At 64.6% G+C, this 10,445-nt stretch carries 12 protein-coding genes; 4 read left to right on the top strand and 8 right to left on the bottom strand.

Features of this window, described 5'->3' with window-relative positions; all coding sequences use genetic code 11:
• Positions 1-459: 459 nt before the first annotated feature.
• The gene (locus tag V7E26_RS26935; RefSeq protein WP_324422210.1) at positions 460-1,716 is read right to left on the bottom strand and encodes an aspartate kinase; all 1,257 of its coding nucleotides are present in this window, start codon (positions 1,714-1,716) and stop codon (positions 460-462) included.
• A gap of 173 nt (positions 1,717-1,889) precedes the next feature.
• Here V7E26_RS26935 and V7E26_RS26930 point away from each other — a divergent pair, with 173 nt between their 5' ends.
• The 3 genes from V7E26_RS26930 (at position 1,890) to V7E26_RS26920 (ending at position 4,289) form a co-directional block, all read left to right on the top strand.
• Complete coding sequence (locus V7E26_RS26930; protein ID WP_324422212.1) at positions 1,890-2,369, top strand: PH domain-containing protein; 480 nt, start codon at positions 1,890-1,892, stop codon at positions 2,367-2,369.
• Between the two features lie 3 nt (positions 2,370-2,372).
• Positions 2,373-3,140: a bifunctional 2-polyprenyl-6-hydroxyphenol methylase/3-demethylubiquinol 3-O-methyltransferase UbiG gene (gene ubiG / locus V7E26_RS26925; protein ID WP_324422208.1), complete on the top strand. Its 768-nt coding sequence runs from the start codon at positions 2,373-2,375 to the stop codon at positions 3,138-3,140.
• A gap of 249 nt (positions 3,141-3,389) precedes the next feature.
• On the top strand, positions 3,390-4,289 hold the full coding sequence (locus tag V7E26_RS26920; RefSeq protein WP_324422206.1) for a DMT family transporter: 900 nt from the start codon (positions 3,390-3,392) through the stop codon (positions 4,287-4,289).
• A 104-nt stretch (positions 4,290-4,393) separates the two neighbouring features.
• Here the strand turns inward: V7E26_RS26920 and V7E26_RS26915 are convergent, their stop codons facing one another.
• The 4 genes from V7E26_RS26915 to V7E26_RS26900 are packed head-to-tail and all read right to left on the bottom strand — an operon-like array spanning position 4,394 to position 6,850.
• Complete coding sequence (locus tag V7E26_RS26915; RefSeq protein ID WP_324422204.1) at positions 4,394-4,864, bottom strand: DUF1178 family protein; 471 nt, start codon at positions 4,862-4,864, stop codon at positions 4,394-4,396.
• Entirely contained in the window at positions 4,861-5,739 is an 879-nt protein-coding gene (locus V7E26_RS26910) for a carbon-nitrogen hydrolase family protein (RefSeq protein ID WP_324422202.1), read from the bottom strand. Before V7E26_RS26910 ends, V7E26_RS26915 begins: the two co-directional genes overlap by 4 nt.
• Entirely contained in the window at positions 5,736-6,011 is a 276-nt protein-coding gene (grxC, locus tag V7E26_RS26905) for a glutaredoxin 3 (protein WP_324422201.1), read from the bottom strand. The genes V7E26_RS26910 and grxC overlap by 4 nt, the downstream gene beginning before the upstream one ends.
• A 29-nt stretch (positions 6,012-6,040) precedes the next feature.
• The gene (locus V7E26_RS26900; protein ID WP_324422198.1) at positions 6,041-6,850 is read right to left on the bottom strand and encodes a ComF family protein; all 810 of its coding nucleotides are present in this window, start codon (positions 6,848-6,850) and stop codon (positions 6,041-6,043) included.
• A 78-nt stretch (positions 6,851-6,928) separates the two neighbouring features.
• Between V7E26_RS26900 and V7E26_RS26895 the strand changes: the two genes are divergently transcribed.
• Entirely contained in the window at positions 6,929-7,774 is an 846-nt protein-coding gene (locus V7E26_RS26895; RefSeq protein WP_324422196.1) for a methyltransferase domain-containing protein, read from the top strand.
• A 102-nt stretch (positions 7,775-7,876) separates the two neighbouring features.
• Here V7E26_RS26895 and V7E26_RS26890 read toward each other — a convergent pair whose 3' ends face one another.
• From V7E26_RS26890 to V7E26_RS26880, 3 genes are all read right to left on the bottom strand, one after another.
• Positions 7,877-8,287 carry a (deoxy)nucleoside triphosphate pyrophosphohydrolase gene (locus tag V7E26_RS26890; RefSeq protein WP_324422195.1) on the bottom strand — a complete coding sequence of 137 codons (411 nt, stop codon included), beginning with the start codon at positions 8,285-8,287 and terminating at the stop codon, positions 7,877-7,879.
• Positions 8,288-8,301: 14 nt separating this feature from the next.
• Positions 8,302-9,561 (bottom strand): bifunctional glutamate N-acetyltransferase/amino-acid acetyltransferase ArgJ, encoded by a 1,260-nt coding sequence (gene argJ, locus V7E26_RS26885; protein ID WP_324422193.1) that lies wholly within the window; start codon positions 9,559-9,561, stop codon positions 8,302-8,304.
• A gap of 153 nt (positions 9,562-9,714) precedes the next feature.
• Positions 9,715-10,445: peptidylprolyl isomerase (locus tag V7E26_RS26880; protein ID WP_324422191.1), on the bottom strand; the 731-nt coding region annotated here is incomplete at its 5' end.

Genomic DNA, 10,445 nt, shown 5'->3' with positions numbered 1-10,445 from the left:
CGCAGCACGTAGCAGGAGCAGACCTCGGCCACCATGTTGGCCGCGATCAGCACCACGATCTTGTCCAGCCGTTCCTGGGCCGAGACCTTCTCCGCCATGGTTTCGCGGAGCCGTCTCAACAAGACGCGGGGACCTCCCGACGTGCTCCGCATGTGCTGCTATCCTCCCCCGCGAAGCCGGCCCGCCGGGTGGCCGGGAGCTGGCGTGAAACGCACCAAAAACAACAATTTTATTCATTCGGCGCTGCCGCAAGGCACCGAATCCCGCCGAACTGGGATCGCCAACGATGGTGCAGTGTGCGGCAACCCACCTCTCAGGCCTATAGCCAATCGAGGCTTGCTTTGCCAAGCAAAACGCCTGCCAGACGCAATAACGTGTGTGTCAGCGCCGATGCTGCGCCAGCGAAGGCCCGGCTGGTCTGACGATCAGACCATGCGCCGGATCTGAGAGAAAATCGTTCTAACCCTGGTCGAGCCCGTAGAGCGTGTGCAGCGTCCGCACCGCGAGCTCGGTATAGGCCGCGTCGATCAGCACCGAAAACTTGATCTCCGAGGTGGTGATGGCGCGGATGTTGATGTTGCGCTCGGACAGCGCCTTGAACGCCTTCGCCGCGACGCCGGCATGGCTGCGCATGCCGCTGCCGATCACCGACACCTTCGACACGTCGGTGGCGCTGTCGAGCCTGGCGTAGCCGATCTTGTCCCTGGCCGCGGTGATGGTGTCGCGGGCGCGGGTATAGTCGGAGGCCGGCACGGTGAAGGTGAGGTCGGTGGTCTTGCCGTCCTCCGAGACGTTCTGCACGATCATGTCGACGTTGATATTGGCATCCGCCAGCGGCCCGAAGATCGCAGCGGCGACGCCGGGCTTGTCCTCGATCTGGCGCACGGAAATCTGGGCTTCGTCCTTGGAGAAGGCGATCCCGGTGACGACATGGCTTTCCATGATTTCCTCCTCGCTGCAGATCAGCGTGCCCGGCGGCTGGTTGGCGTGCGGGTCGATATCTTCCGGCTTGTCGAAGCTGGAACGGACGAATATCGGCATGTTGTGCACCATGCCGAGTTCCACCGAGCGAACCTGCAGGACCTTGGCGCCTTGCGAGGCCAGTTCCAGCATATCCTCGAAGGCGATCCTGTCGAGCCGCCGCGCCTTCGGAACCACCCGCGGGTCGGTGGTGTAGACGCCATCGACGTCGGTATAGATGTCGCAGCGGTCGGCATGGAGCGCGGCAGCGATCGCCACCGCCGACGTATCGGACCCGCCGCGCCCGAGCGTGGTGATTCGGTTGGTCTGCGGATTGATGCCCTGGAAGCCGGCGATCACGGCGACTTCCTTGCGATCCTTGAATCGGCTGACGATCTCGGTGCCGTCGATCTCGAGGATTCGCGCGGAGGCGTGGGCGTCGGAGGTCTTGATTGGAATCTGCCAGCCTTGCCAGGAGCGCGCCTGGATGCCCATGGCTTGCAGCACGATCGAAAGCAGGCCCGAGGTCACCTGTTCGCCCGACGCCACCACGGCGTCATATTCCCGTGCATCATGCATCGGCGAGGCGTCGCGGCACCATTCCACCAGCTCGTTGGTCTTGCCGGCCATGGCCGATACCACGACGGCGACATCATGTCCGGCGTCGACTTCGCGTTTGACGTGACGCGCGACGTTGCGGATTCGGTCGATATTTGCGACGGACGTACCGCCGAATTTCATCACGAGGCGGCCCATGACGACGCGTGCATTCCCTGTGAGGATAAGTTAGGTGACCTGCACGGAAATTGGAGCGCGCGGGTCGAAAGCGGCGTATACATAGCGGCGCGGTCCGGGGCAAGCAGCCGGGCACGTTTTCGACTCAAAATGACGTAAAATGCTGCGGTAGCGGGTTAATTCAGGTCACGCGTATGGGGCGTTATATCGACGAAATCCTGCAGCCCGGTGAAAAGGTGCTGTTTTCGACCAACGCGCACTGGATATTCTTCCTGCCCGCGCTTGCCGGCTGGGTTGTGGCGATCATCTTCCTCGTTCTCTCGTACCAGGTACCGACCGGCGCGCCGGCGCTGCTGTGCCTGGCAATGGCCGCCATTTCCGGCATCGCCGCATTGTACAAGACGATCACGGCCTGGTTCCATCAATGGACCACCGAAACCGACGTCACCGATCTGCGTATCATACACAAGACAGGTTTTATCCAGCGGCAGACCTTTGAAATGAGTCTCGACAAGGTCGAAAGCGTCGACGTCAATCAATCCATCCTTGGCCGCATCTTCAATTACGGCGATGTGACGATCCTTGGCGTCGGCAAGAGCGAAGAAAAAATCGATACCGTGGCGTCGCCACTGTCGTTTCGCAACGCCATCACCGCACGACCGGCCGGTACCTGATTCATGGCGATGGAGCAGAAATCATCCGCCGGTGCTTCCACCACCGGCAGCACGGTGGACCCGGCCGAGGTCGCGAAGTTCTCGAAACTGTCCGACGAGTGGTGGGACCCCAAGGGCAAGATGGCCCCGCTGCACAAGATCAATCCGCTGCGGCTTGCCTATATCCGCGACGCCGCATGCCGCAAGTTCGAGCGTAACGCGAAGAGCCTGAGCTGCCTGTCGGGCCTGCGGATCCTCGATATCGGCTGTGGCGCGGGCCTGCTGTGCGAGCCGTTCACGCGGCTCGGCGCCCAGGTGATCGGGATCGATCCGTCGCCGACCAACATCGCCGCCGCCCGCCTGCACGCCGAGAAGGGCCATCTGTCGATCGACTACCGCTGCACCACGGCGGAGGAGATGGACCACCGCGAACGTTTCGACATCGTGCTGGCGATGGAAGTGGTCGAGCATGTCACCGATGTCGGCGCGTTCATTGCCCGCTGCGCGGCGATGGTGAAGCCCGGCGGGATCATGGTGGTCTCGACGCTGAACCGCAACTGGAAGAGCTTTGCACTCGCCATCGTCGGCGCCGAATACGTCCTGCGCTGGCTGCCGCGCGGCACCCATCAATGGGACAAGTTCGTCACGCCGGACGAGCTCGCGCGACACCTTGCCAGCAATCGCCTCACCATCTCCGACCAGGCCGGCGTGGTCTATAATCCGCTCGCCGACAGATGGAGCGTCTCGTCCGACATGGACGTGAACTACATGGTGGTGGCTGAAGGGGCGTAGTCGGCCCCAGCGCTTTAGCCACATAACCGATGTCGTCCCTGCGAACGCAGGGACCCATACTCCGCGGCGCTAATTGGATTACGAGACGTCTACCGTCGCTGCTCACATGAGAGAGCACGGCGTATGGGCCCTGCGTTCGCAGGGGCGACATCGCCTTGGGACCGCGCGCAATCCTGTCATGACGCTGATCCCGTTGACCTGACGCATCCCGCCCGGCACGGTGCGGCAGCTTCCTGCCGGTATTCCCCCATGTTCTCCGTCGCCACGCTCTGGATTCCCTTCACCATCGTCGCTGCGCTCGGCCAGGTCGCGCGCAACGCGATGCAGCGGTCGTTGACGGGGCCGCTCGGGACCTGGGGCGCGACCAACATCCGCTTCCTGTTCGGCTTTCCGTTCTCGGTGCTGTTCTTCGCGCTGGTGGTGGCTGTAACAGGAGATTCGGTGCCGTGGCCGCCGGCGATATTCTGGCCGTGGCTATTGCTCGGCGCGCTGAGCCAGATTGTCGCCACCGGGCTGATGCTGCTCGCGATGAACGACCGCTCGTTCGTCGTGACGACGGCCTACCTCAAGACCGAGGCGATCCAGACCGCGATCTTCGGCTTCATCTTCCTCAGCGATCACCTGACCTTCCTGAAAGTCGTCGCGATCCTGATCGCCACCATCGGCGTCGTCATCACGGCGCTGCGGCCGGGCGGCGCGAAGGGCTTTGCCGAGTTCAAGCCGACCATCATCGGCCTCGTCGCCGCCGGCTGCTTTGCGCTGTCGGCGATCGGCTTCCGCGGCGCGATCATCACCGTGCCCGGCGTCTCCTTCGTCACGGCGGCGTCCTACACGCTGGTGTTCGGCCTGTTCGTGCAGACGCTGGTGCTGACGATCTATCTGCTGGCGCGCGCGCCTGACGTGCTGATGAAGATTTTCGGGCTGTGGCGGCCCTCGATGCTCGCGGGCTTCATGGGCGCATTCGCCTCGCAGTTCTGGTTCCTGGCGTTCGCGCTGACGGCGGCGGCGAACGTGCGGACGCTGGCGCTGGTCGAGGTGCTGTTCGCGCAGGCGGTGTCGTATTATTCGTTCAAGCAGCCGATGTCGGCCCGCGAACTTTTTGGGATCGTGCTGATCGTGATCGGCGTGGCGCTATTGGTGGCGGCGTAGTCGTTTGCCCAGTCGTCATTGCGAGCGAAGCGAAGCAATCCATAGCGCAACAAGCACGAAGATGGATTGCTTCGTCGCTTCGCTCCTCGCAATGACGAGAACCTCTAATTCCTGTCGTCCGGCAGCACCGGCAACGGGCTGACCTCTACGCCTTCATCGATCAGCGCGCGTGCCTCGTCCGGCGAGGCCTCGCCATAGATCGGGCGATGCTCGATATCGCCATAGTGCATCTTGCGCGCTTCGTTGGGGAAGCGCTCGCCGACATTGTCGGCGTTCTTCACGATGTGATCGCGCAATTCCTTCAGCTTGGTGCGCAGCTCGAGTTCCTGCGCCATCAAGAGCGGCGTCGTTTCAGATCCGGTGGTTTCCGCGGGCGGTGTCGGCGCAGGCGCGGCCTGTTCGCGACCCTTCCTGGTCACGATCTGCGGCGCCATGATCGCGCGCTCGACCTTGACCGAGCCGCAGGAAGGGCAGCTCACCAGCTTGCGCTTTTCCTGGCTCTCATACGCCGCGGAGCTCTGAAACCAGCTTTCGAAAGCATGGCCCTTCTCGCAGCGCAGGTTGTAGCGGATCATGCCGAGCCCCGGACGAGATGCAGATGGTCGGGCCCCGCATTGGGGTCGGCCATGCCGAAGCGGCGTCCGTGCTGCAGCGACGGTACGCTTCTGCGGGCTGCCTCGACCTTCGACGTATCGATCTCGGCGAGGAACACGCCGGGCTCGACGCCGCCTTCGGCGAGGATTTCGCCCCAGGGCGCGATGATCAGCGAATGGCCATAGGTCTCGCGCTTGTTCTCATGCATGCCGGCCTGCGCCGCCGCGAACACGAAGCAGCCGTTCTCGATGGCGCGGGCGCGCAGCAGCGTATGCCAGTGCGCCTCGCCGGTCTTCTTCGTGAAGGCGGAGGGAACCGTGAGGAACGATGCGCCGGCTTCGGCGAGCGCCCGGTACAGCGCGGGGAAGCGCACGTCGTAGCAGATCGTCAGCCCGATCCGGCCCCACGGCAGATCCGATATCACGGCGGTTTCGCCCGGCTGGTAATTGGCCGACTCGCGGTAGCTCTCGCCGCCGGGCAGGTCGATGTCGAACATGTGGATCTTGTCGTAGCTGGCGAGCACGTTGCCGTCGGGCCCGATCAGGAACGAGCGGTTGACGGCGCGCTCCGGCGAAAAGCGCAGCGCCAGCGAGCCGATATGCAGATGGATCTTCAGTTCCGCGGCCAGCGCGCGATAGGCCTTCAGCGAGAGGTCGTCTTCCTCGGACGCGAGATGCTCGAACAGCGCCTTGCGGTTCAACTGCATCATGTTGCTGACTTCGGGCGTGAGCACGTAGTCGGCGCCTTTCGCGACCGCCTCGCGGATCAGGGCGATGCCCTGCTCGAGGCTCGGCTCGGGCAGAAGGCCGGTGCGCATCTGCACCATGGCGGCGGTAAAGGTCGAACCAGCGCTCATGAGGAGGCCTTTTCTCCCGACAGCAGGCCATCGAGCTTGCCCGCGCGGTCCAGCGCATAGAGCTCGTCACAGCCGCCGACATGGGTTTTGTCGATGAAGATCTGGGGGAAGGTCGAGCCGTGGCCGGCGCGGTCGTACATCTCGTCGCGATAGGCTGCGTCGGATGCGACGTTGAACTCGGTGAACGCGGCATTCTTGCGCGTCAGCAGCGATTTGGCGGCGGTGCAATAGCCACAGCCCGGACGGGTATAGATTTCAACGGCAGCAGTCATGGCGCGCCCTGATTTGACAAGTCCTTGAATTATATGGGAGCGCGGTGGCTGTCCACAACCCGCGCGAATACCAGCACGTCGACCTGCGTGGCCTTGGCGCGGAGCAGGGCGCGGGCGCAGGCATCCGTCGTGGCACCTGACGTCAGGACATCGTCGATCAGGATGACGCGGCGCCCGGATATGTCGGCGCTGCGCTCGGGGGCGACCTTGAACGCGCCTTGAACGTTCGTCGCGCGCTGCGGCCGGGACAGGCCGACCTGTTGTTCGGTGGGTCGGATGCGGCGCAGCGCCTCGGAGGCCAGTTTCACGCCGCTTTGCCGTGAAATCACCCGCGCCAGCGCACCGGACTGGTTGTAGCGGCGGCTCCAGCTACGCCGCCAGTGCAGGGGAACCGGCACCAGCACGTCGGCCGCATCGAGCAATTCCTTGCCGGCGCGGGCCATCCACCGCCCCATCGCGGGCGCGAGATCAGTGCGGTCCTGGTACTTCAGCGAATGAACCAGCGTGCGGGCGACGTCGTCGTAGCGCACCGCGGCGCGGGCGCGCTGGTAAGCCGGTGGGCTTGCGATCGCCTCCATCGACAGCAATTCGGGACCGGGATCATAGACGAAGGGGATGCCGAGCCGCGGGCAATAAGGCAGTTCGATGAAGGACAGTTTCGCCCAGCACGCCGCGCAGACGCCGTCGCCGTCGACCGGCTCGCGGCAGGAAACGCACTGCGTCGGCAGTGCGATGTCGAGTGCGAGCCTGGGCAGATGCGCCAGCGCGTCGCGGCAGGCGCCGAGCGCGCCGCGCAGATGCCTGGAAAAGGAGCGTGGTGGTGATGCCTCGGCGTCCATGGCGCGAGGCTAGCGCTGCCGGGCATTGTGCTCAAGCGCGGCATTGCCAGCGACAGGCAGCCAGCGTACCAACCGCGCATGGCTTCCAACCCGACCAGTGCGCCCGTCCTGTTCGATCGTGCGCTGTTGCGCACGCGGCTCGATCGCGCGCAGCGTAACGGGCCGGCAACGTTCCTGCTCGACCGTATCAGGGAAGATTTTGACGACCGCCTGCAGGCGGTGACGCGAAGCTTTGCCGATGTGGCCGATATCTGGACGCCAGGCGATCTTCTGCGGAAGCCGCTGGCCGGTCGTTTCCGGTCGATCGTGCGCGTCGATGCAGATGCGTCGGAAATTCTGCCGTTGCAGCCGGAATCGCTCGATCTCGCGGTCTCGGCGCTCGCGTTGCAGTTCGTCAACGACCTGCCGGGCGTGCTGGCGCAGATCCGCCGTACGCTGAAGCCGGATGGGCTGTTGCTCGCGGCGATGATCGGCGGCGACACGCTGACCGAGCTCAGGCAATCCTTTGCCGCGGCGGAGGCCGAGTGCGAGGGCGGGGTGTCGCCGCGCGTTGCGCCGTTTGCGGACCTGCGCGATATCGGTGGTCTCTTGCAGCGCGCCGGGCTTGCGCTGCCCGTCACCGACGTCGATCGCGTCGTGGTGCGCTACGACAGCGCCTTTGCGCTGATGGCCGATATCAGGCGGATGGGGGCAAGCAACATCCTGATCGAGCGGCGGCGGGCGCCGACACGTCGCACCACGATGCTGCGGATGGCGCAGATCTATGGCGAGCGTTTCGCGGATGCCGACGGCCGCATCCGCGCGACCTTTGACGTGATCTGGTTGTCCGGCTGGGCGCCGCATGAGAGCCAGCCAAAGCCATTGCGGCCGGGATCGGCGAAGGCAAGTCTGGAAGCGGCGGTGAAGCAGGCGAAGCGCGCTTGACGCGCAATTCCCTTCAGGCCGGAAACCCGCGAACCGGGCCCCATTCTACTTTGCATGGGGTTGTTTTCGCGATTTTGTGTCCTGGCCCTGCGTATGCCGGCTTTACATCAATAAATCAATCAGATGCGGGATCAGCGGAATATCCGCCGGCGGCATCGGATAGTCGCGCAGCCTGTTGGCGCGCACCCAGGCCAGTTGCTGGCCCTCGCGCGCCACGACCAGGCCTTCCCAGCGCCGGCAGATGTAGAGCGGCATCAACAGGTGGAAGCTGTCATAGGCGTGGCTGGCAAAGGTCAGCGGCGCCAGGCACGGCTCGCTGACGTCGATGCCGATCTCCTCATGCAGCTCGCGGATCAGCGTCTGCTCCGGCCGTTCGCCGGGTTCGACCTTGCCGCCGGGGAATTCCCAGAGGCCGGCGAGCGTCTTGCCTTCCGGGCGTTGCGCGATCAGCACGCGCTTGTCCACATCGACGAGGGCGCAGGCGACCACCAGGGTGAGCTTGATCTCAGCCATGCGCGCTGTCTCGTTTACGACCGATAGTCGCCGTTGATCGCGACATATTCCTTGGTGAGGTCGCAGGTCAGCACGCGGTCGCGGCCCTTGCCGAGGCCGAGCGCGACCTTGATCTGGATCTTCGGGTTCTTCATCACCTCGGAGACTTCAGCCTCGTTGTAGGACGGGTCGCGTGCGCCGCTTTTTGCGACGCGGATGCCGTTGAACGAGATCGAGAGCTTGTCGCGGTTGGCGGGCTCGCCGGCCTTGCCGACCGCCATCACCACGCGGCCCCAATTGGCGTCTTCGCCCGCGATCGCCGTCTTCACCAGCGGCGAGTTCGCGATCGACATCGCGATCTTGCGCGCCGAGGGTTTTGTGGTCGCGCCTTCGACGATCACCTCGACCAGCTTGCGCGCGCCTTCGCCGTCGCGGGCCACCTGTTCGGCGAGGTCGGCGAGCACGCCATGGAACGCCTTGGCGAACGCCTTCAGGCGGGGATCGCTGGCCCGGCTGATCTTCGGCGCGCCATTGGCCGCGGCGGCGCCGGTCGCAAACGCCAACAGCGTGTCCGATGTCGAGGTGTCGCTGTCGATCGTGATGGCGTTGAACGTATCCTCGACGCCGCTCTTGAGCAGCGACTGCAGCACGGCGGACGACAGCGGTGCGTCGGTGAATACAAAGGACAGCATGGTCGCCATATCAGGCATGATCATGCCGGCGCCCTTGGCCATGCCGTTGATCGTCACCCTGGCCTTGCCGAGCTTTACGGCGGCGGTTGCGACCTTGGGAAAGGTGTCGGTGGTCATGATCGCCTTGGCCGCGTCCATCCAGCCATCGGGCGTGGCGGCATCCGCCAGCGTCGCCAGCACGCCGTCGAACTTGGTGGCGTCCAGCGGCTCGCCGATCACGCCGGTGGAGGCGAGGAACACGTCCGAGGTCGCGCAGCCGACCGCCTTTGCCGCGATCTGCGCGGTCAGCGCCGTCGACTGCTTGCCGGTCTTGCCGGTGAACGCGTTGGCGTTGCCGGAGTTCACCACCAGCGCGCGGGCAAACCCTGTCCTGGAAGATCCGCCGCGGCCGAGCCTGGCACGGCACCATTCCACCGGCGCGGACGGGCATTTCGACCTGGTGAAGACGCCGGCGGCCGTGGTGCCCTTGTCCATGACGGCAAGCAGAACGTCGGTGCGCCCCTTGTAGCGAATGCCGGCGGCGGCGGTCGCGAGCTTCACGCCGGCAATGGCGGGCATCTCGGGGACATCGGTCGGGGCGAGCGGGGAAACAGTGGTGGACATGCGAGCACCTTCTTCGACCAGATCAATCCAGGCCGGACCTGCCGGCGTCTTCCGGCGCCTGAACCGGCAGGCCGGACATGAAACGGCCGGGCGCTTCGGCCCGGCCATAACGATGCTAGATACTATTGGTCTCGCAGAAGTGACAGCGATTTTTTACTTCTTCGCCGGCGCCATCTTGGAATCGGCGGGCTTGGCGGCATCCGGCTTGGCGTCGGTCTTCGCATCGGTCTTGGCGGTCTCCGCCGGCTTGTCCATCCGTTCGACCTTGGCGGCCTCGCGCAGCTTGGCGACGTATTCGGCCTGCGCCTTGCGGGTCACATAGGTTTCGATCTGGGTCTTGACCTGCTCGAAGTCGGGCGCCTTGCGGGCGCGCTTTTCCTCGACCTTGATGACGTGCCAGCCGAACTGCGACTTGACCGGGTCGGAAATCTTGCCGGGCTCGAGCGTGAAGGCCACAGCGGAGAATTCCGGCACCATCTGTTCCTTGGTGAAAAAGCCGAGATCGCCGCCATCGGAGGCGCCGGGGTCCTTGGACTTCTTCTTGGCCAGTTCGGCGAAGTCGGCGCCCTTCTTCAGCTCTTCGGCGATCGCCTTGGCCTCGTCCTCGGTCTCGACCAGGATGTGGCGGGCATGGACTTCCATCTCGCCGGTGATCTGCTTGGAGGCTTCCTCATAGACCTTCTTCATGGCCTCTTCGGTGGTTGCGGCCTTGCCCTCGGCGGCGAGCAGGCTGTCCATCAGAAGGCGGCTGCGGGTGAACGCCAGCCGCTTCTTGAAGTCCTCGGAATTCTCGATCTTTTTGTCCTCGGCGGCCTTGGCGACGATCTTCAGGTCGATCAGGAAGGCCAGCACGTTGTCCTTCTTGGTCGCCGGGTCCATCTGCG

Source organism: Bradyrhizobium sp. (genome assembly GCF_036735945.1).
Taxonomy (GTDB): Bacteria; Pseudomonadota; Alphaproteobacteria; order Rhizobiales; family Xanthobacteraceae; genus Bradyrhizobium.
This window is presented reverse-complemented; position numbering and strand designations above follow the sequence as displayed.